Origin of the sequence: Escherichia sp. KCJ4928, from assembly GCF_004352695.1 — a bacterium.
Lineage (GTDB): Bacteria > Pseudomonadota > Gammaproteobacteria > Enterobacterales > Enterobacteriaceae > ECMA0423.
On the sequence record NZ_SJWV01000030.1, the window covers coordinates 1 to 22,588 of the forward strand.

At 50.9% G+C, this 22,588-nt stretch carries 26 protein-coding genes; 13 read left to right on the forward strand and 13 right to left on the reverse strand.

Annotation, left to right across the window (positions count from 1 at the left end):
• Both deoR and ybjG read right to left on the reverse strand, forming a co-directional pair.
• Positions 1-748, reverse strand: a 748-nt coding sequence (gene deoR, locus E0D98_RS07070) for a DNA-binding transcriptional repressor DeoR (protein ID WP_089687898.1), incomplete at its 3' end; no start/stop codon positions are given.
• 57 nt (positions 749-805) lie between these two features.
• On the reverse strand, positions 806-1,402 hold the full coding sequence (gene ybjG / locus E0D98_RS07075) for an undecaprenyl-diphosphate phosphatase (RefSeq protein ID WP_000892317.1): 597 nt from the start codon (positions 1,400-1,402) through the stop codon (positions 806-808).
• A gap of 284 nt (positions 1,403-1,686) precedes the next feature.
• Between ybjG and mdfA the strand changes: the two genes are divergently transcribed.
• Positions 1,687-2,919: a multidrug efflux MFS transporter MdfA gene (mdfA, locus tag E0D98_RS07080; RefSeq protein WP_001180076.1), complete on the forward strand. Its 1,233-nt coding sequence runs from the start codon at positions 1,687-1,689 to the stop codon at positions 2,917-2,919.
• 40 nt (positions 2,920-2,959) lie between these two features.
• Here the strand turns inward: mdfA and ybjH are convergent, their stop codons facing one another.
• The 3 genes from ybjH to E0D98_RS07095 all read right to left on the reverse strand — a co-directional run bounded on the left by ybjH (position 2,960) and on the right by E0D98_RS07095 (position 5,365).
• Positions 2,960-3,244, reverse strand: a complete 285-nt coding sequence (ybjH, locus tag E0D98_RS07085; RefSeq protein WP_000480892.1) for a protein YbjH — start codon at positions 3,242-3,244, stop codon at positions 2,960-2,962.
• Positions 3,245-3,329: 85 nt separating this feature from the next.
• Positions 3,330-4,157 (reverse strand): 5-amino-6-(5-phospho-D-ribitylamino)uracil phosphatase, encoded by an 828-nt coding sequence (ybjI, locus tag E0D98_RS07090; protein ID WP_097494406.1) that lies wholly within the window; start codon positions 4,155-4,157, stop codon positions 3,330-3,332.
• Complete coding sequence (locus tag E0D98_RS07095) at positions 4,157-5,365, reverse strand: MFS transporter (protein WP_000217868.1); 1,209 nt, start codon at positions 5,363-5,365, stop codon at positions 4,157-4,159. Before E0D98_RS07095 ends, ybjI begins: the two co-directional genes overlap by 1 nt.
• A gap of 83 nt (positions 5,366-5,448) precedes the next feature.
• On the opposite strand from E0D98_RS07095, the gene rcdA reads away from it, so the two are divergent.
• Entirely contained in the window at positions 5,449-5,985 is a 537-nt protein-coding gene (gene rcdA, locus E0D98_RS07100) for a DNA-binding transcriptional regulator RcdA (protein ID WP_001297003.1), read from the forward strand.
• A gap of 174 nt (positions 5,986-6,159) precedes the next feature.
• On the opposite strand, the gene E0D98_RS07105 is transcribed toward rcdA, so the two are convergent.
• On the reverse strand, positions 6,160-7,845 hold the full coding sequence (locus E0D98_RS07105; protein WP_001024876.1) for an aspartate:alanine antiporter: 1,686 nt from the start codon (positions 7,843-7,845) through the stop codon (positions 6,160-6,162).
• A gap of 269 nt (positions 7,846-8,114) precedes the next feature.
• On the opposite strand from E0D98_RS07105, the gene E0D98_RS07110 reads away from it, so the two are divergent.
• On the forward strand, positions 8,115-8,492 hold the full coding sequence (locus tag E0D98_RS07110; RefSeq protein ID WP_000681108.1) for an inner membrane protein YbjM: 378 nt from the start codon (positions 8,115-8,117) through the stop codon (positions 8,490-8,492).
• A 29-nt stretch (positions 8,493-8,521) separates the two neighbouring features.
• Here E0D98_RS07110 and grxA read toward each other — a convergent pair whose 3' ends face one another.
• Positions 8,522-8,779 carry a glutaredoxin 1 gene (gene grxA, locus E0D98_RS07115; protein ID WP_001195240.1) on the reverse strand — a complete coding sequence of 86 codons (258 nt, stop codon included), beginning with the start codon at positions 8,777-8,779 and terminating at the stop codon, positions 8,522-8,524.
• Between the two features lie 159 nt (positions 8,780-8,938).
• On the opposite strand from grxA, the gene E0D98_RS07120 reads away from it, so the two are divergent.
• The 10 genes from E0D98_RS07120 to rlmC all read left to right on the forward strand — a co-directional run bounded on the left by E0D98_RS07120 (position 8,939) and on the right by rlmC (position 17,672).
• On the forward strand, positions 8,939-9,226 hold the full coding sequence (locus E0D98_RS07120) for a DUF1418 family protein (protein ID WP_001201560.1): 288 nt from the start codon (positions 8,939-8,941) through the stop codon (positions 9,224-9,226).
• On the forward strand, positions 9,210-9,932 hold the full coding sequence (gene nfsA / locus E0D98_RS07125; RefSeq protein WP_000189121.1) for a nitroreductase NfsA: 723 nt from the start codon (positions 9,210-9,212) through the stop codon (positions 9,930-9,932). Before E0D98_RS07120 ends, nfsA begins: the two co-directional genes overlap by 17 nt.
• A 60-nt stretch (positions 9,933-9,992) precedes the next feature.
• Entirely contained in the window at positions 9,993-10,895 is a 903-nt protein-coding gene (gene rimK / locus E0D98_RS07130; protein WP_000684321.1) for a 30S ribosomal protein S6--L-glutamate ligase, read from the forward strand.
• 87 nt (positions 10,896-10,982) lie between these two features.
• Complete coding sequence (locus tag E0D98_RS07135; protein WP_000203025.1) at positions 10,983-11,459, forward strand: YbjN domain-containing protein; 477 nt, start codon at positions 10,983-10,985, stop codon at positions 11,457-11,459.
• Between the two features lie 351 nt (positions 11,460-11,810).
• A complete protein-coding gene (potF, locus tag E0D98_RS07140; RefSeq protein ID WP_000126091.1) occupies positions 11,811-12,923 on the forward strand; it encodes a spermidine/putrescine ABC transporter substrate-binding protein PotF in 1,113 nt (370 codons plus the stop codon).
• Between the two features lie 94 nt (positions 12,924-13,017).
• Complete coding sequence (potG, locus tag E0D98_RS07145) at positions 13,018-14,151, forward strand: putrescine ABC transporter ATP-binding subunit PotG (RefSeq protein WP_000995994.1); 1,134 nt, start codon at positions 13,018-13,020, stop codon at positions 14,149-14,151.
• Positions 14,152-14,160: 9 nt separating this feature from the next.
• Positions 14,161-15,114 (forward strand): putrescine ABC transporter permease PotH, encoded by a 954-nt coding sequence (potH, locus tag E0D98_RS07150; RefSeq protein ID WP_001093858.1) that lies wholly within the window; start codon positions 14,161-14,163, stop codon positions 15,112-15,114.
• The gene (gene potI, locus E0D98_RS07155) at positions 15,111-15,956 is read left to right on the forward strand and encodes a putrescine ABC transporter permease PotI (protein WP_001061657.1); all 846 of its coding nucleotides are present in this window, start codon (positions 15,111-15,113) and stop codon (positions 15,954-15,956) included. Before potH ends, potI begins: the two co-directional genes overlap by 4 nt.
• Positions 15,957-16,015: 59 nt before the next feature.
• The gene (locus E0D98_RS07160) at positions 16,016-16,504 is read left to right on the forward strand and encodes a YbjO family protein (protein WP_000389252.1); all 489 of its coding nucleotides are present in this window, start codon (positions 16,016-16,018) and stop codon (positions 16,502-16,504) included.
• Between the two features lie 40 nt (positions 16,505-16,544).
• Positions 16,545-17,672, forward strand: coding sequence for a 23S rRNA (uracil(747)-C(5))-methyltransferase RlmC (gene rlmC, locus E0D98_RS07165; protein ID WP_001149730.1), 1,128 nt, complete (start codon positions 16,545-16,547; stop codon positions 17,670-17,672).
• A 174-nt stretch (positions 17,673-17,846) separates the two neighbouring features.
• On the opposite strand, the gene artJ is transcribed toward rlmC, so the two are convergent.
• From artJ to E0D98_RS07195, 6 genes are all read right to left on the reverse strand, one after another.
• The gene (artJ, locus tag E0D98_RS07170) at positions 17,847-18,578 is read right to left on the reverse strand and encodes an arginine ABC transporter substrate-binding protein ArtJ (RefSeq protein WP_001295905.1); all 732 of its coding nucleotides are present in this window, start codon (positions 18,576-18,578) and stop codon (positions 17,847-17,849) included.
• Positions 18,579-18,869: 291 nt separating this feature from the next.
• Positions 18,870-19,538, reverse strand: a complete 669-nt coding sequence (gene artM, locus E0D98_RS07175; protein WP_000464491.1) for an arginine ABC transporter permease ArtM — start codon at positions 19,536-19,538, stop codon at positions 18,870-18,872.
• Positions 19,538-20,254 carry an arginine ABC transporter permease ArtQ gene (gene artQ / locus E0D98_RS07180; protein ID WP_001001684.1) on the reverse strand — a complete coding sequence of 239 codons (717 nt, stop codon included), beginning with the start codon at positions 20,252-20,254 and terminating at the stop codon, positions 19,538-19,540. Before artQ ends, artM begins: the two co-directional genes overlap by 1 nt.
• A 6-nt stretch (positions 20,255-20,260) precedes the next feature.
• The gene (artI, locus tag E0D98_RS07185) at positions 20,261-20,992 is read right to left on the reverse strand and encodes an arginine ABC transporter substrate-binding protein ArtI (RefSeq protein WP_000756575.1); all 732 of its coding nucleotides are present in this window, start codon (positions 20,990-20,992) and stop codon (positions 20,261-20,263) included.
• Positions 20,993-21,009: 17 nt separating this feature from the next.
• Positions 21,010-21,738: an arginine ABC transporter ATP-binding protein ArtP gene (gene artP, locus E0D98_RS07190; protein WP_000027205.1), complete on the reverse strand. Its 729-nt coding sequence runs from the start codon at positions 21,736-21,738 to the stop codon at positions 21,010-21,012.
• A 217-nt stretch (positions 21,739-21,955) separates the two neighbouring features.
• Positions 21,956-22,471 carry a lipoprotein gene (locus E0D98_RS07195; protein WP_001270740.1) on the reverse strand — a complete coding sequence of 172 codons (516 nt, stop codon included), beginning with the start codon at positions 22,469-22,471 and terminating at the stop codon, positions 21,956-21,958.
• Between the last annotated feature and the right edge of the window lie 117 nt (positions 22,472-22,588).

Consider the following 22,588-nt stretch of genomic DNA (forward strand, 5'->3'; position numbering starts at 1 on the left):
ACTTAATACGGTGCGTCTGCGCGTACTTCACATACTCATCTTCCGGGCAACAATCACTCACCACAATATCAAAGCGTTTCAGGTCACCCATGCGCGCCGGACGCACCTTGCCAAATTTACTGTGGTCGACAACCAGCACATGCTTTTGCGCCATCGACATGGCCCAGTGTTTTACCGGCAACTCTTCAAGATTAAAACAGGTAGCGCCTTTACTGACATGCACGCCCGCCGCGGAATAAAAAGCGATATCCGGGCAAAAATTATTCAACGTTTGCTGAAAATCGATGGGTTTGAAAATGGCGTTGCTGGCGTGAAATTCACCACCGCACAGAAATGCGCGGCAATGGGGTTTCTCTTTCAGCGCCAGAAAGGTATTTAGCGAATAACAAACGGCGGTAAAAGGGATTTCATTATCAATCGCTTCAATAATCCACGGCGTGGTGGTGCCACAGTCAAAAAAGAGAGTCTGATCGGGTTCTACCAGTGTCGCAGCCATTTTTGCCGCCCGGCGTTTTTCTTCCACCAGGCGGGATTTTTGATCGCTTAACAGGTAATGGCTGGCACTGCGCGGTTCCAGAACAATATAGCCGCCGAGCAAAACGACGGGCGCACTGTGGTTGTTCAGATCGCGACGAATCGTCATCTCCGAAACCCCAAGCAGGGCGGCGGCGTCTTTAAGATGTAACTTATCGCTGCGTTTTAATTCTTGCAGCAGCTGCCCGATACGCTCTTCGCGACGTGTTTCCATAATCCCTCTGAATAGTTATTGAAGCGAGCCGCTCAATACTACACTTTTTAGCAGAGATCAGTCACGCACCCAGCCTTTGCGGATCGGTAATGCAAAACAGAAGCGATACCACGATTGCAGACGTTGATAGAGTTTATGCCCCATCGCTTGCCAGATAATCTGAGCGCTAAGGCAGCCAATCATACCTGCCAGCAATCCACCGAGCATATCCAGCGGCCAGTGCACGCCAAGATAAACGCGCGACCAGGCAATGACGACGGCCAGCACCATTAAAAGTGAGCCGGACCACAGGCGATGCCAGCATAAAAATGCCAGTGCAAAGGTGAAAATCACCGTACCGTGGTCGCTTGGGAATGAGTCATCCGCCGCATGATGCAGGAAGTTATAGCCGATATTTTCGACAAAGGGTCGGTCGTGCGGAAAAAGATGTCCCATCGTCCAGGACACAAACAGGCTGACCGCCAGCGCGATAGCGATTTTTATCACCAGTTGCCGTTGTGCTGTAAGCCCCCACAACCAAAGCACCGCGGCCAGCAGCGGTACCACGGTAATCAAATCTTTAGCAATAAAAATCGCCAACGAGATCATCCACGGAGCCGAGTCTGGCGTCGCGTTAATAAGAGAGAATAGAGAGAGATTCAAATTTTCCAGCATAACTTCCCGACGCAAAGTGATTAAAAGGGAGCCAATACAGGCAAGTCGTTGAGAATAAAGTGCAGGTTAAACTGGGTAAAGCGGCATCGTCTTATTTCCCTCAAGCGGCCTGTTTACGGTGGGTAATTGTAACGGGCATAGGTTAAATAAAACTTAAAGAAAGCGTAGCTATACTCGCAATAATGTAAGAATGTGCTTAACCGTGGTTTCAGCTACAAAATTCGCTTTCTCGTTAGCTGTGCTTTTATTAAACTCTGCGCGATTATTATTGGCGAAGAAATTGCATGCAAAATAAATTAGCTTCCGGTGCCAGGCTTGGACGTCAGGCGTTACTTTTCCCTCTCTGTCTGGTGCTTTACGAATTTTCAACCTATATCGGCAACGATATGATTCAACCCGGTATGTTGGCCGTGGTGGAACAATATCAGGCGGGCATTGATTGGGTTCCTACTTCAATGACCGCATATCTGGCGGGCGGGATGTTTTTACAATGGCTCCTGGGGCCGCTGTCGGATCGTATTGGTCGCCGTCCGGTGATGCTGGCGGGGGTGGTGTGGTTTATCATCACCTGTCTGGCAATATTACTGGCGCAAAACATTGAACAATTCACTCTGTTGCGCTTCTTGCAGGGCATAAGCCTCTGTTTCATTGGCGCTGTGGGATACGCCGCAATTCAGGAATCCTTCGAAGAGGCGGTTTGTATCAAGATCACCGCGCTGATGGCGAACGTGGCGCTGATTGCTCCGCTACTTGGTCCGCTGGTGGGCGCGGCGTGGATCCATGTGCTGCCCTGGGAAGGGATGTTTGTCTTGTTTGCCGCATTGGCAGCGATCTCCTTTTTCGGTCTGCAACAAGCCATGCCTGAAACCGCCACGCGTATAGGCGAGAAACTGTCACTGAAAGAACTCGGTCGTGACTATAAGCTGGTGCTGAAGAACGGCCGCTTTGTGGCGGGGGCGCTGGCGCTGGGATTCGTTAGCCTGCCATTGCTGGCGTGGATCGCCCAGTCGCCGATTATCATCATTACCGGCGAGCAGTTGAGCAGCTATGAATATGGCTTGCTGCAAGTGCCTATTTTCGGGGCGTTAATTGCGGGTAACTTGCTGTTAGCGCGTCTGACCTCGCGCCGCACCGTACGTTCGCTGATTATTATGGGCGGCTGGCCGATTATTATTGGTCTGTTGGTCGCTGCTGCGGCAACGGTTATCTCATCGCACGCGTATTTATGGATGACCGCCGGGTTAAGTATTTATGCTTTCGGCATTGGTCTGGCGAATGCGGGACTGGTGCGATTAACCCTGTTTGCCAGCGATATGAGTAAAGGTACGGTTTCTGCGGCGATGGGAATGCTGCAAATGCTGATCTTTACCGTCGGTATTGAAATCAGCAAACATGCCTGGCTGAACGGGGGCAACGGACTGTTTAATCTCTTCAACCTTGTCAACGGAATTTTGTGGCTGTCGCTGATGGTTATCTTTTTAAAAGATAAACAGATGGGAAATTCTCACGAAGGGTAAAAAAATGCCTGATTGCTTTGTGCGATCAGGCATTCTCGAATTAATGGTGATGGTCGTCAATCTGGTGTTCGATAACCATCCCTTCACCTACGCTGGCAAGATGGCGAACATAAGGATGCGGGCGGTAAGCCGGAGCTGGCGCAGGAGCCACATAGACGGTTTGCGGCACAGTCGCGACGCTGACCGCTTGTGGAACGCTGACTGAATCAGGAACCACAACCACTTTGTATCCACTCGGCACATCGACGGTGACACTTTGCGCCATCGCCACACCAGTAAAGCCCATTAAAAGCGCGCCCAACAGTAGACAATTTTTCATAAACATTTCGCCTGAAATAATGCAGCGGGTTAATTTCCGCGAATTATGCAGCCTTCATTCAGGTATAGTGTTGCCGGGCGTTCTGCCGTTTTTATTGGTCAAATGGCGCTTCGTGTTTAAGCACTTTATCGATCACATCCAGTACGCCTTCACGGTTATTGGAGCCTGCCCGGTATTTTGCCGCTGCGACGACCGCATTGCCGGCATTTTCCATTGCAAAACTAAAGCCTGCCTGACGCAGCATCTCAATATCGTTACCGCCATCGCCAAAGACCACCACTTCGCTGTCGTCTATTCCCCATAATTTCTGCAGTTGGCGAAGGCCATTGGCTTTATGTACGCCGGGGATAATCAGATCGATGCTGCCGTTGCCGTTGCCGTTGCCGGTGTGGACCGGCACCATAATATCGCCGATGGCCTCATGTAATGCTTTTTGTACTTGTGGAATCAGTTCATCGGAAAGATTCAGGCCAAACTTAAAGAAGATATCCTCTAAGTTGTCAAAGTTATCGACGTATTCCAGACGGTGATAATACATTTCCGCCACCGTTTTCATGGCATCGTCATATTTTTTGAGCGTATAGGCGCTATTTTTTCCGCAGGCAATAATTTCCACTTCCGGGCGCGTCAGCAAATGTTCCACGACAGTAGTAAACGCATCCTTCGACAGCTCGCCATTAAAAACATCTTTGCCTTCGCTCACTACCCAGCCGCCGTTTTCAGCCACAAAGGCAATTTCATTAGCAATTTCAGGGAAGAAAGAGATCAACTGATAATATTGATTCCCGCTGGCGACTACAAAGCGAATTCCTTGTGCTTTCATTTGCTGATACTGAGCCATAAACCGCTCACGGTTATAGGTTTTTTGATCGCTTAAGAAAGTACCATCCATGTCTACCGCAATTAATTTAATGCTCATCAACTATTCTCCATCGCCGTCTGCGTTTTGGTATCGGGTTTGGCGACGGCTTTCGCGACAATAGCCGCGAGAATAACCAGCGCCAGTACAACCAGCATTGCACTACGTAATCCATAATGTTCGCCGAGATAGCCCAGCAGCGGCGGCCCGACGAGGAAAGCCAGATAACCGGTCGTTGCTACCACACTGACGCGGGTTGGTGCATCGGGGCCGGTATCGCTGGCGGCAGAAATGGTCAGCGGGAAGCCCAGCGAGGCACCCAGTCCCCAGAGTACAACAGACACCCCAGCGACCCAGGCGCTATCGACAAAAATAATCAGCCCAATACCCAACGCCCCCATTAGTGCACTGGCCCGAACCACGGCAACGCGACTGTAACGGTCGATGAACCAACCGCCGGTGAAGCGTCCAACGGTCATCCCCAGGGTAAAACCGGCATAAATCAGCGAGCCGGAAGTAGGGCTAAAACCGTGACCGTCAACCATTAATAAGGGTAACCAGTCGTTGGCAGAACCTTCGGCAAAGGCCATCGCCAGCACCACAACACCTATCAGCAGCAACTGGATATCGCGATAAAAAGGAATGCCTTTTTCGCCATGCTGGGTGCCATCGGCAGCATTATTGCCCGTACCGTCAGGGATTGCCTGAATGGCGATATAAATAGGCGCGATACCTACCAGCGCCGCCAATAAAATGTGCACCGTTGCCGGAACGCCAAAGGCCGTCAGTGCCATCCCGACACCAGCGCCTGCCAGCGTGCCCAGGCTATAAAAACCGTGCATCATTGGCAAAACCGTTTTATTCATTTCTCGCTCAACGGCGGCACCTTCAACGTTTATCGCCACTTCCGCAGAACCAAAACTTGCCCCAAAGACGCCGAGACCAACGGCAAAGAGCAGGGGCGATGTCAGCCAGAGTGCCAGACTTAATATCATCATCCCGATCAATGCGCAGGACATCGTGACCAGGATGACATTACGCGTGCCAAAGCGTTTCACTAACCACGCCGAGCAGAGAATACCGCTCATCGAACCGATCGACAGACCAAAGAGAACACCGCCCATTTCAGCGATCGAGACAGAGAGAATATCGCGGATAGCAGGCGTACGGGTTGCCCAGGACGCCATTAACAGGCCTGGCAAAAAGAAGAACATAAACAGCGCCCAGGTTCGGCGTTTCAATGCATTACGTGAAGAATTTACGGTCATAGATCACGTCAAAATAAGAAGAGGGAAGACAACATTAGCAAGGTTGTGTACATTTGTACACAATTGCAGAGAGAGGAAATGACATGCGTCGCGCTAACGATCCGCAACGGCGAGAAAAAATTATCCAGGCCACGCTGGAGGCGGTGAAACTTTACGGAATACATGCTGTTACGCACCGCAAAATTGCTACCCTTGCCGGGGTACCGTTGGGATCGATGACCTACTATTTTTCAGGAATTGATGAGTTGTTGCTGGAGGCGTTCAGCAGTTTTACTGAGATTATGTCCCGGCAATATCAGGCATTTTTTAGCGATGTTAGTGATGCTCAAGGCGCATGCCAGGCTATCACCGATATGATCTACAGCTCACAGGTTGCAACGCCGGATAACATGGAGCTGATGTACCAGCTCTACGCGCTGGCTAGCCGAAAACCGCTATTAAAAACGGTAATGCAAAACTGGATGCAGCGCAGTCAGCAAACGCTCGAACAATGGTTTGAACCCGGAACCGCCCGCGCGCTTGATGCGTTTATTGAGGGGATGACGCTGCATTTTGTCACCGACCGTAAGCCGCTATCGCGCGAGGAGATTTTGAGGATGGTTGAGAGGGTTGCAGGGTAGTAGATAAATTTTAGATAACAAAAAACCCATCAACCTTGAACCGAAATGGCGGGGTTGATGGGCTCCACAAAATGGGGACATCAAAGAAAAGCAGTGGCATTAATTAAGACTGATGCCCTGCGGAAAAGTTCTGCGGTTGTGCAAAAAAATTTCATTTTCAGGGCAACTTCAGTTTTATCCTAATCCTGGCCATACCATGACGATGATTGTCCCTGCCAGCGTCAGCAGGACGTTGGCGATTGCGTAGGTGCCCGCATAGCCCAGCGCAGGGATGTTACTGCGAGCTGTATCACTGATGATCTCCATTGCCGGCGCGCAGGTGCGTGCGCCCATCATTGCGCCGAACAACAGTGCGCGGTTCATTCGCAATACATAAGCACCGAACAAGAAACAGATAACCACGGGCACAAGACTGACAATTAATCCGGCAATCAACATCTGACCGCCAATCGCGCCCAGGCCGTTATTAATACCGCTACCGGCGCTCAGACCAACGCCTGCCATAAACACCATCAAGCCGAACTCTTTCACCATGCTTAATGCACCTTGCGGAATGTAACCGAAGGTCGGGTGGTTAGCACGCATAAAGCCCAGCATAATTCCGGCGAATAACAACCCGGCAGCGTTCCCCATGCCGAAACTGAATGTGCTGAACTGGAAGGTGATCATCCCGATCATCAGCCCAATAACAAAGAAGGCGCAAAATGCCAGCAGGTCAGTGACCTGGCTGTGAATCGAGATAAAGCCGATGCGATCGGCGATGGTTTTTACGCGACGGGCATCACCGCTGACTTGTAAAACGTCACCTTTGTTAAGCACGACGTTGTCATCTATCGGCATCTCAATCTGGCTACGAATGACGCGGTTAAGGAAGCAACCGTGATCGGTCAACTTCAGTTGTGCGAGACGTTTACCTACAGCGTTATGGTTTTTAACGACCACTTCTTCAGTGACGATACGCATGTCGAGAAGGTCACGATCGAAAACTTCTTTACCGTTACGGAAGCTGGGATCGAGTCGGGCATGGGCGTCGGGATAGCCTACCAACGCTATTTCATCGCCCATTTGTAGCACGGCATCACCGTCTGGATTTGCCAGAATCCCGTTACGTCGAATACGTTCAATGTAGCAGCCGGTTTGTCGATAAATACCCAGTTCACGCAGATTTTTGCCGTCGGTCCAGGCCACCAGCTCCGGGCCGACGCGATAGGCGCGGATCACCGGTAAATAAACCTTACGGTTGGCATCAGTGTCCAGGCCACGTTCGCGGGCGATTTGCTGGGCGCTGGTCTGTAAGTCCTGATGCTGCAATTTCGGCAAGTAACGCGCACCAACAATCAAACTCACCAGACCGATTAAATAGGTTAAGGCATACCCGAGGCTCAGATTATCCAGTGCCAGTGAGAGCTGCCTGCTTTCCATGCCGGAATGACGCAGTGTATCGCCAGCACCGACCAGAACCGGTGTCGACGTCATAGAGCCTGCTAACATACCGGCCGTCAGGCCAATATCCCAGCCAAACAGCTTACCTAACCCTAAGGCGATCACCAGCGCACTGCCAACCATCACCAGTGCTAACATTAGGTAATTTTTCCCATCGCGAAAAAAAATGGAAAAAAAGTTCGGTCCGGCTTCGACCCCGACGCAGAAAATAAACAGCATAAAGCCAAGATTAAGCGCATCGGTGTTAATGCTGAAATGTTGTTGGCCTAATAACAGCGATACGACTAAAACGCCAATGGAATTACCCAGTTGGATCGAACCAAGTCGTAACTTTCCGAGACATAGCCCAAGCGCGAGGACCACAAATAATAACAGAATGTAATTCCCATTTAACAATTCGGCGACGTTTATATTCACGGAGGCTAACTTCTTGTTTACTAGTAAGCTGTTGAAAGAAATGGTAATTTACGATAATGTTTTTTACCAGAATTCAGGGCGCAGATTCATTCAGCGCACCTAAACGATAGTAAAGTAACAATATATTTTACTAGTGTAATCACATTAGGTATCAACGGCTATATGAATTGCGTTGGCCTATATTAGCATGGAATGCGAAGCGGCTTTATCTTACTGAACGCCACACTGGCGAAAAATGTGTTCGATAGACGCAGTGTCAGGAGGAACGAGTGAAACATAAACAACGTTGGGCGGGGGCAATCTGCTGTTTTGTCCTCTTCATTGTGGTGTGCCTTTTTCTGGCGACGCACATGAAAGGCGCTTTTCGGGCTGCCGGGCATCCTGAAATCGGCTTGCTATTTTTCATTCTTCCTGGAGCAGTCGCCAGCTTCTTTTCACAGCGTAGAGAAGTCCTGAAACCTCTGTTTGGCGCAATGCTGGCGGCACCCTGTTCGATGCTCATTATGCGGCTGTTTTTTTCACCGACGCGCTCATTCTGGCAAGAGCTGGCATGGTTACTAAGCGCGGTGTTCTGGTGTGCGCTGGGGGCACTGTGTTTCTTATTTATCAGTAGTTTGTTTAAACCACAGCACAGAAAAAATCAGTAAAGCCCTCAACGCGAGGGCTTGTCAGACGATCAGGCGTCCAGATTTTCTTTCACCCATGCAGCAAAATCGGTATAGCCGCCGATATGTTGCTGATCGACAAAAATCTGCGGCACGGTTTCTACGGGTTTACCTGCCTTTTGTTGTAGATCTTCTTTAGTGATCCCTTCCGCACGAATATCTACATACTGATACTGAAAATCATCGCGTTCATTGCTCAATTTCTCAGCCAGATCTTTTGCACGCACACAGTAAGGGCAACCCGAACGACCAAAAATAACGGTTTGCATTATTTCTCTCCTCATAGATTTATGCCTGTAATGATCACGCTAAAATGTATTCGCTGAAAGTAGGTTTAACCTGTTGCATTAATTGCTAAAAGCTATAACTGTTAAACACAATACAGTGAAAAGTTTTAGACTGAAGGCTCACTTTGCAGAGGGAAGCGTATGCGCGCGATCGGTAAATTGCCTAAAGGCGTGTTGATACTGGAATTTATCGGAATGATGCTACTGGCGGTGGCGCTGCTGTCGGTAAGCGACTCCCTGTCGCTGCCTGAGCCATTTTCTCGGCCAGAAGTGCAGATTCTGATGATTTTTCTCGGTGTTTTGCTCATGCTTCCCGCTGCGGTGGTGGTTATTCTTCAGGTGGCAAAACGTCTTGCCCCACAGCTGATGAACCGTCCACCGCAATATTCACGTTCAGAAAGAGAAAAAGATAATGACGCCAACCATTGAACTTATTTGTGGCCATCGCTCCATTCGCCATTTCACTGATGAACCCATTTCCGACGCGCAGTGTGAGGCGATTATTAACAGCGCCCGTGCGACGTCCAGTTCCAGTTTTTTGCAGTGCAGTAGCATTATTCGCATTACTGACAAAGCGTTACGTGAAGAACTGGTGACGCTGACCGGCGGGCAAAAACACGTAGCGCAAGCGGCGGAGTTCTGGGTGTTCTGTGCCGACTTTAACCGCCATTTACAGATCTGTCCGGATGCTCAGCTCGGCCTGGCGGAACAACTGTTGCTCGGTGTCGTTGATACGGCAATGATGGCGCAGAATGCATTAACCGCAGCGGAATCGCTGGGATTGGGCGGGGTATATATCGGCGGCCTGCGCAATAATATTGAAGCGGTGACGAAACTGCTGAAATTACCGCAGCATGTTCTGCCGCTGTTTGGGCTGTGCCTTGGCTGGCCTGCGGATAATCCGGATCTCAAGCCGCGTTTACCGGCCTCCATTTTGGTGCATGAAAACAGCTATCAACCGCTGGATAAAGACGCACTGGCGCAGTATGACGAGCAACTGGCGGAATATTACCTCACCCGTGGCAGCAATAATCGCCGGGATACCTGGAGCGATCATATCCGCCGAACAATCATTAAAGAAAGCCGCCCATTTATTCTGGATTATTTGCACAAACAGGGTTGGGCGACGCGCTAAAACCGCCACGTCGATGTATGATACGCGGGCTTTTGACCAGGTCTGACAGAGAGGTGCAGGGTGAAAATTGCCATATTGTCCCGGGATGGAACGCTCTATTCGTGTAAGCGGCTGCGTGAAGCCGCTATACAGCGCGGTCACCTGGTTGAAATTCTTGATCCGCTTTCTTGCTACATGAACATAAATCCTGCGGCGTCTTCTATTCACTACAAAGGCCGCAAGTTACCCCATTTTGACGCAGTGATCCCGCGTATTGGCACCGCCATTACCTTTTATGGGACGGCGGCACTGCGCCAGTTCGAGATGCTGGGGAGCTATCCGCTCAATGAGTCGGTCGCCATTGCCCGGGCGCGTGACAAATTGCGTTCCATGCAACTGCTGGCGCGTCAGGGCATCGACCTGCCTGTCACGGGCATTGCGCATTCGCCGGATGATACCAGCGATTTAATCGACATGGTCGGTGGTGCGCCGCTGGTGGTCAAGCTGGTTGAAGGCACGCAGGGAATTGGCGTCGTGCTGGCGGAGACGCGTCAGGCGGCGGAAAGCGTGATTGACGCTTTCCGCGGTCTGAACGCGCATATTCTGGTGCAGGAATATATCAAAGAGGCGCAAGGGTGCGATATCCGCTGTCTGGTTGTTGGCGATGAAGTGGTCGCTGCGATTGAACGGCGGGCGAAAGAGGGCGATTTTCGTTCCAATTTGCATCGTGGCGGCGCGGCAAGCGTCGCCAGTATCACACCACAGGAGCGTGAAATCGCGATAAAAGCCGCGCGAACGATGGCGCTGGACGTTGCTGGTGTGGATATTCTGCGTGCTAATCGCGGGCCGTTGGTGATGGAGGTGAATGCGTCGCCGGGGCTGGAAGGAATAGAAAAAACCACCGGTATCGACATCGCGGGTAAAATGATCCGCTGGATCGAACGCCACGCTACGACAGAATATTGCCTGAAAACGGGTGGTTAGTCGCAATCACATTACTGATCATGGTTTTGCCTGCGCTTTTTGCGTAAGCTGTGCCGGTCTTTTTATCGAAAGAGGTTGTACAAAATTATGACATCGCTGGTCGTTCCTGGTCTGGATACGCTGCGTCAATGGCTCGATGACCTGGGGATGAGTTTTTTTGAATGTGATAACTGTCAGGCTCTGCATCTGCCCCATATGCAGAATTTCGACGGTGTCTTTGATGCCAAAATCGATCTGATCGATAACACGATCCTGTTTTCTGCCATGGCGGAAGTCCGACCTTCAGCCGTATTGCCGCTGGCGGCGGATTTATCTGCCATCAATGCCAGTTCGCTGACCGTGAAAGCATTTCTTGATATGCAGGATGATAATCTGCCAAAGCTGGTGGTTTGCCAGTCTTTATCCGTTATGCAGGGCGTAACCTATGAGCAGTTTGCATGGTTCGTGCGTCAGAGCGAAGAGCAGATTTCGATGGTCATTCTTGAAGCTAATGCCCATCAACTGCTGTTACCGACTGACGATGAAGGGCAAAACAACGTTACCGAAAACTATTTTCTCCACTGATAATTCCTTTCGAGCACGCAGTCGCTGCCGCAGTGACTGCGCGCTGCAAAATTATCTGCTGTTTTTAACCTTTTCTTAAAGATTATTTCACTTATCTTGTGTCGATTTGGCTTTATCACATAGAGCAAATACGCATAAAAATTTGTTAAATACCGTTTTTTAATCCGAGCTATAGTCTCAAACCCTGGCTAAAGTTATTCTTGCGATGCTTTTATATAGCGAGCAGTGCTGGCCGGGAGAGAGTTCTCTTTTCTTACACCGCGCCGATAAAAAAATATGCACGTTTATTGCATATCTTTCAGTGTGACAACTTTTGTTCGTTTGTTAACGAACTTTCAGAAGGAAAGAGATATGACCGCCTTAAATAAAAAATGGCTATCGGGTCTGGTTGCGGGTGCTCTGATGGCCGTCTCTGTCGGCACGCTCGCGGCTGAACAAAAAACACTCCACGTTTATAACTGGTCTGATTATATCGCCCCGGACACGGTGGCCAATTTTGAAAAAGAAACCGGTATTAAAGTCGTCTACGATGTTTTCGACTCTAACGAAGTACTGGAAGGCAAATTAATGGCGGGTAGCACCGGCTTTGACTTGGTGGTTCCATCTGCCAGCTTTCTTGAACGCCAGTTGACTGCGGGAGTTTTCCAGCCGCTGGACAAAAGCAAATTGCCGGAGTGGAAGAATCTCGACCCGGAGCTGCTGAAGCTGGTCGCCAAACACGATCCCGACAATAAATTTGCTATGCCCTATATGTGGGCGACGACCGGGATTGGCTATAACGTTGATAAAGTTAAAGCTGTGCTGGGCGAAAACGCGCCCGTCGATAGCTGGGACTTGATCCTCAAACCTGAAAATCTGGAAAAACTGAAAAGCTGCGGTGTCTCTTTCCTGGATGCGCCAGAAGAAGTTTTTGCTACCGTGTTGAATTATCTCGGCAAAGATCCCAACAGCACTAAAGCGGATGATTACACCGGACCGGCAACCGATCTGCTGTTAAAGCTGCGCCCGAACATTCGTTATTTCCATTCATCTCAATACATTAACGACCTGGCAAACGGCGATATTTGCGTCGCTATCGGCTGGGCAGGTGATGTCTGGCAGGCGTCAAATCGCGCGAAGGAAGCGAAGAATGGAGTGAATGTCTCGTTCTCGATTCCAAAAGAAGGGGCGATGGCGTTCTTTGATGTATTCGCCATGCCTGCGGATGCCAAAAACAAAGACGAAGCCTATCAGTTCCTGAATTACCTGCTGCGCCCGGATGTAGTAGCGCATATTTCCGACCATGTGTTCTATGCCAACGCCAATAAAGCAGCCACGCCGCTGGTGAGTGCGGAAGTCCGTGAGAACCCGGGTATTTATCCGCCTGCGGATGTTCGTGCGAAGCTGTTCACTCTGAAAGTGCAGGACCCGAAAATCGACCGTGTGCGCACCCGCGCGTGGACCAAAGTGAAGAGCGGAAAATAATCCGCAGCCTTAGATGCCGGGCGGGCGCACCACACCCGCCGGCAATTCGCACCATCATGGTGCGCTTGCACACATTCAATGCCGGAGAGCAGCCGTGAATGACGCTATCCCTCGCCCGCAGGCGAAAACCCGTAAGGCGCTGACGCCGCTATTAGAAATCCGCAACCTCACCAAATCCTACGATGGTCAACATGCGGTGGATGATGTCAGCCTGACCATCTACAAAGGTGAAATCTTCGCGCTGCTGGGCGCATCCGGCTGTGGCAAGTCCACGCTGCTGCGTATGCTGGCAGGTTTCGAACAACCTTCTGCCGGACAGATAATGCTTGATGGCGTCGATTTGTCACAGGTGCCGCCTTACCTGCGCCCCATCAATATGATGTTTCAGTCTTACGCGCTGTTTCCGCATATGACCGTGGAACAGAACATCGCTTTTGGCCTGAAACAGGACAAACTACCGAAAGCGGAAATTGCCAGTCGGGTCCATGAGATGCTCGGCCTGGTGCACATGCAGGAGTTCGCCAAACGCAAACCGCATCAGCTTTCCGGTGGTCAGCGACAGCGTGTGGCCCTGGCCCGAAGCCTTGCCAAACGCCCGAAACTATTACTGCTCGATGAGCCGATGGGCGCGCTGGATAAAAAGCTGCGTGACCGGATGCAGCTTGAAGTGGTGGATATTCTGGAGCGCGTCGGTGTGACTTGTGTGATGGTCACCCACGATCAGGAAGAGGCGATGACCATGGCGGGGCGTATCGCCATTATGAATCGCGGGAAATTTGTCCAGATTGGCGAGCCGGAAGAGATCTACGAGCATCCAACTACCCGCTACAGCGCTGAATTTATCGGTTCGGTTAATGTCTTTGAAGGTGTACTCAAAGAGCGTCAGGAAGATGGCCTGGTGCTTGATTCGCCGGGGCTGGTGCATCCACTGAAAGTCGATGCGGATGCTTCAGTGGTCGATAACGTGCCGGTACACGTAGCGCTGCGCCCGGAAAAAATCATGCTTTGCGAAGAGCCGCCCGCCAATGGTTGTAACTTCGCGGTGGGGGAGGTGATACACATTGCCTATCTCGGCGATCTTTCGGTGTATCACGTTCGTCTGAAAAGTGGGCAGATGATTAGCGCCCAGCTACAAAACGCCCATCGTCATCGTAAAGGGTTACCGACCTGGGGCGACGAAGTGCGTTTGTGCTGGGAAGTGGACAGCTGTGTGGTGCTGACGGTTTAAGGAGCAAAGATGAATACACTTGAACCTGCTGCCCAGTCGAAACCGCCGGGCGGATTTAAGCTGTGGTTGTCGCAGCTGCAAATGAAGCATGGGCGCAAACTGGTCATTGCGTTGCCATATATCTGGTTGATCTTGCTGTTTCTGCTGCCATTTCTGATTGTCTTTAAAATAAGCCTGGCGGAGATGGCGCGCGCTATTCCACCTTATACCGAACTGATGGAGTGGGCTGACGGGCAACTGTCCATCACTCTTAATCTCGGTAATTTTCTGCAACTGACCGACGATCCGCTCTATTTCGATGCTTATCTCCAGTCGCTACAGGTGGCTGCGATTTCGACATTTTGCTGTTTACTGATCGGCTATCCGCTGGCGTGGGCGGTGGCGCACAGTAAGCCTTCGACCCGTAATATTTTATTACTACTGGTGATCCTGCCGTCGTGGACCTCGTTTCTGATCCGCGTTTATGCCTGGATGGGAATATTAAAAAACAACGGTGTGCTGAATAATTTTCTGCTGTGGCTGGGGGTTATCGATCAACCGCTGACCATTCTGCATACCAATCTGGCAGTTTATATTGGCATTGTTTACGCCTACGTGCCGTTTATGGTACTGCCGATTTATACCGCGTTGATTCGTATTGATTATTCGCTGGTGGAAGCAGCGCTGGATCTCGGTGCACGACCGCTGAAAACGTTCTTTACTGTGATCGTGCCGCTGACTAAAGGTGGGATTATTGCCGGATCGATGCTGGTGTTTATCCCGGCTGTGGGCGAGTTTGTGATCCCGGAACTGCTCGGTGGCCCGGACAGCATCATGATCGGGCGCGTGCTATGGCAAGAGTTTTTCAATAACCGCGACTGGCCGGTGGCCTCGGCGGTAGCGATCATCATGTTGCTGCTGCTAATTGTGCCGATAATGTGGTTCCACAAACACCAGCAAAAAAGCGTGGGAGAACACGGATGAATAATTTACCGGTAGTTCGTTCGCCCTGGCGGATTGTGATTTTGCTGCTGGGCTTTACCTTTCTCTACGCGCCAATGCTGATGCTGGTTATCTATTCGTTTAACAGCTCGAAGCTGGTGACGGTGTGGGCCGGCTGGTCAACGCGCTGGTATGGTGAGTTATTGCGCGATGACGCGATGATGAGTGCGGTTGGTTTAAGCCTGACAATTGCTGCCTGTGCGGCAACGGCGGCGGCGATCCTCGGGACTATTGCGGCGGTGGTGCTGGTGCGCTTTGGCAGGTTTCGCGGATCAAATGGCTTTGCCTTTATGATCACCGCGCCGCTGGTGATGCCAGATGTCATCACGGGCTTGTCGCTGTTGTTATTATTCGTCGCGCTTGCTCATGCCATTGGCTGGCCTGCGGACCGCGGTATGCTCACCATCTGGCTGGCGCATGTCACTTTTTGTACGGCTTATGTGGCGGTCGTTATTTCTTCAAGATTGCGGGAACTGGATCGCTCGATAGAAGAAGCAGCGATGGATCTCGGTGCGACGCCGCTGAAAGTGTTTTTCGTCATTACGCTACCGATGATCATGCCCGCGATCATTTCTGGCTGGTTACTGGCTTTTACTTTGTCGCTTGATGATCTGGTGATCGCCAGCTTTGTTTCCGGGCCGGGAGCCACCACGTTACCGATGCTGGTCTTTTCCAGCGTGCGGATGGGGGTGAATCCGGAAATCAACGCCCTTGCAACGTTAATTCTCGGTGCGGTCGGAATTGTCGGATTTATCGCCTGGTATCTGATGGCTCGCGCAGAAAAACAGCGGATACGCGATATCCAGCGTGCAAGACATGGCTGAAGACACTAAAATTTGCCAACCTGGCTACATAATGCCGCGCATGCCGCGGCATTGTTTTCATGGAAGACGAAACGTTGGGATTTTTTAAGAAAACATCTTCATCTCATGCTCGCCTGAATGTGCCTGCGCTGGTGCAGGTGGCGGCGCTCGCCATTATTATGATCCGTGGCCTCGACGTGCTGATGATTTTCAATACGCTGGGCGTGTGCGGTATTGGCGAGTTCATTCATCGCAGCGTACAAACCTGGAGTTTAACGCTGGTCTTTTTAAGCAGTCTGGTGCTGGTTTTCATTGAGATCTGGTGTGCGTTTTCACTGGTGAAAGGGCGTCGCTGGGCGCGCTGGCTATATCTGCTGACACAAATCACCGCCGCAAGTTACTTGTGGGCGGCTTCGCTGGGGTACGGTTATCCGGAGCTGTTCAGCATTCCCGGTGAATCAAAACGTGAAATCTTCCATAGCCTGATGCTGCAGAAGCTGCCGGATATGCTCATCCTGATGCTGCTGTTCGTTCCCTCGACCAGTCGGCGGTTCTTCCAGTTGCAATAATGTGTATAATCGTCGCCCCTGATGATGTGAAGGTCAATGTATGCAGTGCGCACTTTACGACGCGGGTCGCTGTCGTTCCTGTCAGTGGATAACGCAGCCGATTCCAGAGCAACTCTCCGCTAAAACCGCCGATCTTAAAAATCTGCTCGCCGACTTTCCGGTTGAGGAATGGTGCGCGCCGGTGTCAGGCCCGGAACAAGGGTTTCGTAATAAGGCCAAAATGGTGGTGAGTGGTAGCGTTGAAAAACCACTGCTCGGTATGCTGCATCGCGACGGCACACCAGAAGACCTTTGTGACTGCCCGCTTTATCCTGCCTCATTTGCGCCCGTTTTTGCGGCGCTAAAACCGTTTATCGCCCGTGCGGGGCTGACACCCTACAACGTGGCGCGTAAGCGTGGCGAACTGAAATACATTCTGCTGACTGAAAGCCAGAGCGATGGCGGCATGATGCTGCGCTTTGTACTGCGTTCTGAAACCAAACTGGCACAACTGCGTAAGGCGCTGCCGTGGTTACAGGAACAACTACCGCAACTGAAAGTTATTACCGTCAATATTCAGCCGGTACATATGGCGATTATGGAAGGGGAGACGGAGATCTACCTTACTGAACAACAGGCGCTGGCAGAGCGTTTTAATGACGTACCGCTGTGGATCCGTCCGCAAAGTTTCTTCCAGACTAATCCGGCGGTCGCCAGCCAGCTGTACGCTACCGCGCGCGACTGGGTACGGCAGCTGCCAGTTAAACATATGTGGGATCTGTTCTGCGGTGTGGGTGGCTTTGGTTTACACTGCGCGACGCCTGACATGCAGTTAACCGGGATCGAAATTGCATCAGAGGCCATTGCCTGTGCAAAGCAGTCAGCCGCTGAACTGGGCTTAACGCGTTTGCAATTTCAGGCGCTGGACTCCACTCAGTTTGCCACCGCTCAGGGGGATGTGCCGGAGCTGGTGCTGGTTAACCCGCCGCGCCGCGGCATTGGTAAACCGCTGTGTGATTATCTCTCAACGATGGCACCGCGTTTTATTATCTACTCCAGCTGTAACGCCCAAACCATGGCGAAAGATATCCGCGAACTGCCAGGTTACCGCATCGAACGGGTACAGCTTTTTGATATGTTCCCGCACACCGCGCACTATGAAGTGATGACGCTGCTGGTGAAGCAATAAAAAAGCCGCAGGTGCGGCTTCAGATTGCTGATCAGGTGCGCTTTGTTCATGCCGGATGCGGCGTGTACGCCTTATCCGGCCTACAAAATCATGCTAAATCAATACATTGCAGAGTTGATGTGGGCCAGATAAGCGCAGCGCATCAGGCAATCTTACTTTTGTCATCAGTCTCAATTACTGCGGGAACCACTGGTCATTGATTTTCTGATATGTACCGTCAGCTTTAATTGCTGCCAGCGCGTTATTCAGTTTTTCCAGCAGAGCTTTGTTATCCGGACGTACAGCGATGCCCAGACCGGTGCCGAAGTATTGCGGATCGGTCACTTTTTCAGTAGCAACGCCCAGTTGCGGATTGGTTTTCAGCCATTCGTTTACCACCGCTGTGTCACCAAATACCCCATCAATACGACCATTTTTCAGATCGATAAAGGCATTCTGATAACTGTCATAGGAGACAGTTTTCACTTCGGGGTGCTGATCCTGAATATATTTCTGGTGCGTGGTGCCGTTTTCCATCCCAATACGTTTGCCTTTCAGATCGGCAAACGTTTTGTAGGTATCTTTTTTGGCAATCACGACGGCTGAGTTTTCATAGTAGGGCGTGGTAAACGATACCTGCTTGCTACGCTCGGGCGTGATATCCATACCGGAGATTACGGCGTCATATTTTCTGAATTTCAGTGACGGGATCAGGCTGTCGAACGCGTGATTAGTAAAAGTACATTCTGCCTGCATTTGTTTGCACAAGGCTTTTGCCAGATCGATATCAAAGCCGACAATCTCATTATTAGCACCTATAGATTCAAAGGGTGGATAGGTGGCTGAAACGCCAAAATTGATTTTCTCTGCGGCAGAAGCACCGAAAGTAAAGGAAGCAAGTAAAGCGGCAAGAACTAACTTTTTCATGATGGAACTCCCGTCTGTCAATCTTATGATTTTTGGCCGTGTCTGCGGCATGGGATAACAATGCCATCAAGTGAATTTATATGCAATAAATATGATTAAATAATTTAAGTGAAATAAAAAAAGACGGACAACTTAGTGGGTTGCCCGTCTTCATTATAAGAATTTATGCACTATGTAGGCCGGATAAGGCGTCCGCGCCGCATCCGGCACAGGCACCGTGCTGATGTCTGATGCGACGCTGGCGCGTCTTATCAGACCTACAAACCCCCCCGGCGAATGTACGCAGCTACATTAATTCCGCCGTTCGAATGCCAGTGCTTTGCGCTCGATCAGACGCATCATCAGCGTCAGCAGGCCGTTGACGACCAGGTAAATAATCCCTGCCGCGCCGAACACCATTACATCGTAGGTGCGTCCGTACAACAACTGGCTGTATCCCATCACTTCCATCAGCGTAATGGTGTAAGCCAGAGAGGTACTTTTGAACACCAGCACCACTTCGTTGGAATAAGAAGAGAGCGAGCGTTTAAAGGCATACGGCAGCAGGATCGCCAGCGTATCTTTTTTGCTCATTCCCAGGGCGCTACAGGACTGCCACTGACCTTCTGGGATCGCACGAATTGCACCGTAAAACAGCTGCGTGGTATACGCCGCACTGTTCAGCGATAACGCAATCAGCGCACATAACCACGGTTCTGACAACAAATGCCACAGTGCCGGATACTCCTGCAACGTCGGAAACTGGCCCGGCCCGTAATAAATCAGGAAGATCTGCACCAGCAGCGGCGTACCGGTAAACAGCGTGATATAACCCCGCACCAGCCACACCAGCACCGGCGTTTTCAGCGTCAGGATGATGGTAAAAATCAATGCCAGAATCAGTGCCACAATCAGCGAGGCAACGGTTAGCGTCAGGCTGGTGTGTAGTCCTTTCATCAGTTCGGGTAAATACTCAAACATTAGCTGGGCCTCCGCTCAAAACGTGTCGCGCGCAGGTCAATGCGTTTGAGAATGTACTGACTGAGCAGGGTGATCACCAGGTAAATCGCCGCCGCCACAATGTACCAGGTAAATGGTTCCTGGGTACGAGTAGCGATGCTTTTTGTTTGCAGCATTAAATCATTCACACTAATCAAACTGACCAGCGCGGTATCTTTCAGCAGCACCAGCCACTGGTTACCGAGGCCAGGCAGCGCATGACGCCACATCTGCGGCATCACCAGACGGAAAAAGATAGCCGATTTCGACAGCCCCAGCGCCTGACCAGACTCCCACTGACCCACCGGCACCGCTTTCAACGCGCCCCGAAGCGTTTGCGAGGCATAGGCGGCATACAGCAGCGACAGAGCGATGACACCACAAAGGAACGGGCTAACGTCGAAGTTCTCAATGTCCATCTGCACCGGGATCTGCACGAGCCCAAGATTGATGTTGAAGCCATCCGAAAGCGTCAGCAGTAACTGCGAGGAGCCAAAATAGATAAACAGCACCACCAGAATTTCTGGCAGGCCACGCAGAATGGTTACCAGCGCTGAACCTGCCCACGCGACAGGACGCCATTTTGCAGACTCCCATACCGCAAAGAACATCGCCAGCGCCAGCCCGACAATCAATGCACAAACGGCAAGGCCGACGGTCATCCCGGCGGCGCTTGCTAAAGGAAAAAATTCATTCATCAGGAATTACTTCTGGAACCATTTGTTGTAGATGGTTTCGTAAGTGCCATCTTTCTTCACTTTTTCCAGCGCAGTGTTGAGTTTCTGCTGCAGCTCAGTGTTGCCCTGACGTACCGCGATGCCGAGGCCAGTACCGAAATAATCTTTATCGGTCACTTTATCGCCCACTGCCGCCAGTTTCGGGTTGTCTTTCAGCCATTCGGTTACCACTGCGGTGTCACCAAATACGCTGTCGATACGACCGTTTTGCAGATCCAGTTTTGCGTTCTGGTAGCTGTCATACGGAACGGTGGTGATTTCCGGGTGCTTATCCATAATGAATTTCTGGTGTGTCGTCCCGTTCTGTACGCCGACTTTTTTGCCTTTCAGCTGATCAACACTGGTGTATTTGCCTTGCTGACCCACAAACAGGGCAGAGTTGTCATAGTATGGGGTGGTAAACAGTACCTGCTTTTCACGCTCCGGAGTGATATCCATGCCCGCCATCACTGCTTCTACGCGACGGAATTTCAGGCTTGGGATCAGGCTGTCAAACGCCTGGTTAGAGAAAGTGCAGGTTGCATCAATCTCTTTACACAGCGCCTGTGCCAGGTCGACGTCAAAACCAACGATCTGGTTGTTTGCATCAATCGATTCAAACGGAGGATAGGAGGCTTCGGTAGCAAAACGAATGGTTTCGGCAGCTGTGGCGGAAAGACTAAAACCTGCAATTAACGCGGCAATCAGAACTTTTTTCATTGTTGTTATCCCGAATCTTAGTGAGAGAGATAGTTTTTAAATGCTTCGGTTTGCGGCTCGGTAAAGCAGCTCGCGTCGCCTTGTTCTACGATATGACCATTTTCCATATACACCACTCGGCTGGCGGTTTTACGCGCCACTTCAACTTCGTGGGTGACGATCACCTGGGTAATATTCGTTTCTGCCAGCTCACGAATGATGCTGACGATTTGTGCCGTAATTTCCGGGTCCAGTGCGGCGGTCGGTTCATCGAACAGCAGTACCTGCGGTTCCATCATCAACGCACGGGCAATAGCAACACGTTGCTGCTGACCACCAGAAAGATGCAGCGGGTAACGATCGCTATAAGGTTTGAGACGCAGACGTTCCAGCAGTTTTTCTGCACGGGCCAGCGCCTGATCTTTACTCAACCCCAGTACACGGCAGGGCGCTTCAATCAGGTTTTGCTGCACGGTCAGATGCGGCCACAGGTTGTATTGCTGAAACACCATGCCAACGTTACGACGCAAATCGCGAATCGCTTTGTCAGAGGGTGTTTTGGTGAAATCGAAATGGTTGCCTGCAATGTTGAGCGTACCGGAGCGCGGCATCTCAAGCAGATTGAGTACACGCAGCAGCGAGCTTTTACCCGCGCCGCTGGGGCCAAGTAACACCAGCGTTTCGCCCTGTGGGCAATCCAGCGTGATATCGAACAGCGCCTGATGCGCGCCGTAGAAGCAATTAATGCCGTTTAATTGAATACTCATTGACACTCGTATACTGGCAGTCTGATAGCTATTGAGGTCGAAGATAGTACCTTTGACAGAATAATTATGCAATATTTCTGCTTTAAAAGTTAAAAGCAAAGCGCATTATTCAATAAACATAGCACAAAATAACGGGGGCGGTGGTCGGCGAGCATAAATGTCGGCATTCCTCACGAAATGCCGGACAATTTACGGGGTTTATTGGTTGATCAAGGCGTTAGCGATTCTCGATGGACTGACGGAGCGTACCCGCCGTGGCATGAACGCTGCCGCCTAAGTAGCGTACATCGTCGATCACCCAACACTGGCCTTCCTGAATCATTAACACTTCATCCTGCCAGCTCTGATCACCCTGTTTTAGATCCACACGCAGAGGAATATTTCGCGCATCACGATTCGGGATTGTTGAGGCACTGGCAACACGGGCGCTCTCTGGCAAGGTTGTGCGACTGGAGAATGGATCGTTGGTCAGTAGTTCCCGATGGTTATTATCCCGGGAGGCATCGCTAAGCAGTGTCGCCAGTTTGTCGCTCAGATAAGGGCGCAAGGCGGTGATGTCGTTGCTGCGGTGCAAAATGCGGTAGTCATAAAATTGCTGGGCCACGTTATCCGGGCCTCCTTCAACGCAAGGACCACTGCGTGTGCCGTTATCTTTATAAGCTGGAGTGACTGTGGTGCAGGCACTGAGGAGCAGTGCGCAGGGGATAAGCATTGTCAATTTGCTGTAGCGCATAATGATTTCCTTATAAGCGATCGCTCTGAAAGCGTTCTACGATAATAATGATATCCTTTCAATAATAGCGTATCAGTCTGATAATGCTTTAGAGATCGAAGGCTTAACAAACAAGGA

Coding starts and splice junctions, on each gene's coding strand:
- ybjG (WP_000892317.1), bottom strand. CDS start 1,402: ATGCTGGAAAATTTGAATCTCTCTCTATTCTCTCTTATTAACGCGACG.
- mdfA (WP_001180076.1), top strand. CDS start 1,687: ATGCAAAATAAATTAGCTTCCGGTGCCAGGCTTGGACGTCAGGCGTTA.
- ybjH (WP_000480892.1), bottom strand. CDS start 3,244: ATGTTTATGAAAAATTGTCTACTGTTGGGCGCGCTTTTAATGGGCTTT.
- ybjI (WP_097494406.1), bottom strand. CDS start 4,157: ATGAGCATTAAATTAATTGCGGTAGACATGGATGGTACTTTCTTAAGC.
- E0D98_RS07095 (WP_000217868.1), bottom strand. CDS start 5,365: ATGACCGTAAATTCTTCACGTAATGCATTGAAACGCCGAACCTGGGCG.
- rcdA (WP_001297003.1), top strand. CDS start 5,449: ATGCGTCGCGCTAACGATCCGCAACGGCGAGAAAAAATTATCCAGGCC.
- grxA (WP_001195240.1), bottom strand. CDS start 8,779: ATGCAAACCGTTATTTTTGGTCGTTCGGGTTGCCCTTACTGTGTGCGT.
- E0D98_RS07120 (WP_001201560.1), top strand. CDS start 8,939: ATGCGCGCGATCGGTAAATTGCCTAAAGGCGTGTTGATACTGGAATTT.
- nfsA (WP_000189121.1), top strand. CDS start 9,210: ATGACGCCAACCATTGAACTTATTTGTGGCCATCGCTCCATTCGCCAT.
- E0D98_RS07135 (WP_000203025.1), top strand. CDS start 10,983: ATGACATCGCTGGTCGTTCCTGGTCTGGATACGCTGCGTCAATGGCTC.
- potF (WP_000126091.1), top strand. CDS start 11,811: ATGACCGCCTTAAATAAAAAATGGCTATCGGGTCTGGTTGCGGGTGCT.
- potH (WP_001093858.1), top strand. CDS start 14,161: ATGAATACACTTGAACCTGCTGCCCAGTCGAAACCGCCGGGCGGATTT.
- potI (WP_001061657.1), top strand. CDS start 15,111: ATGAATAATTTACCGGTAGTTCGTTCGCCCTGGCGGATTGTGATTTTG.
- E0D98_RS07160 (WP_000389252.1), top strand. CDS start 16,016: ATGGAAGACGAAACGTTGGGATTTTTTAAGAAAACATCTTCATCTCAT.
- rlmC (WP_001149730.1), top strand. CDS start 16,545: ATGCAGTGCGCACTTTACGACGCGGGTCGCTGTCGTTCCTGTCAGTGG.
- artJ (WP_001295905.1), bottom strand. CDS start 18,578: ATGAAAAAGTTAGTTCTTGCCGCTTTACTTGCTTCCTTTACTTTCGGT.
- artM (WP_000464491.1), bottom strand. CDS start 19,538: ATGTTTGAGTATTTACCCGAACTGATGAAAGGACTACACACCAGCCTG.
- artQ (WP_001001684.1), bottom strand. CDS start 20,254: ATGAATGAATTTTTTCCTTTAGCAAGCGCCGCCGGGATGACCGTCGGC.
- artI (WP_000756575.1), bottom strand. CDS start 20,992: ATGAAAAAAGTTCTGATTGCCGCGTTAATTGCAGGTTTTAGTCTTTCC.
- artP (WP_000027205.1), bottom strand. CDS start 21,738: ATGAGTATTCAATTAAACGGCATTAATTGCTTCTACGGCGCGCATCAG.
- E0D98_RS07195 (WP_001270740.1), bottom strand. CDS start 22,471: ATGCGCTACAGCAAATTGACAATGCTTATCCCCTGCGCACTGCTCCTC.